Source organism: Bacteroides caecigallinarum (assembly GCF_021530995.1).
GTDB lineage: Bacteria > Bacteroidota > Bacteroidia > Bacteroidales > Bacteroidaceae > Phocaeicola > Phocaeicola faecigallinarum.
Genome location: NZ_JADYTF010000336.1, coordinates 1 through 265, shown reverse-complemented (window position 1 = coordinate 265; position 265 = coordinate 1). Strand labels below are relative to the sequence as shown.

Sequence of the window (265 nt, the reverse complement as noted above, 5' to 3'; positions counted from 1 at the left end):
CGCTTATTGGTGCGGACCTCCATCTGGTGTTACCCAGACTTCATCCTGGCCAAGGGTAGATCACTTGGTTTCGCGTCTACTACCGCTGACTTGACGCCCTCTTCAGACTCGCTTTCGCTTCGGATCCAGGACTCATGTCCCTTAACCTTGCCAACGACAGTAACTCGTAGGTTCATTATGCAAAAGGCACGCTGTCACTCCTGAAAGGAGCTCCAACCGCTTGTAGGCGCACGGTTTCAGGTACTATTTCACTCTTCTGTTCGAA

At 51.7% G+C, this 265-nt stretch carries 1 rRNA gene; it reads right to left on the bottom strand.

The window, feature by feature from the left end:
* Nucleotides 1-265: ribosomal RNA gene (locus I6E24_RS16915) — 23S ribosomal RNA — on the bottom strand; the annotation flags it as partial.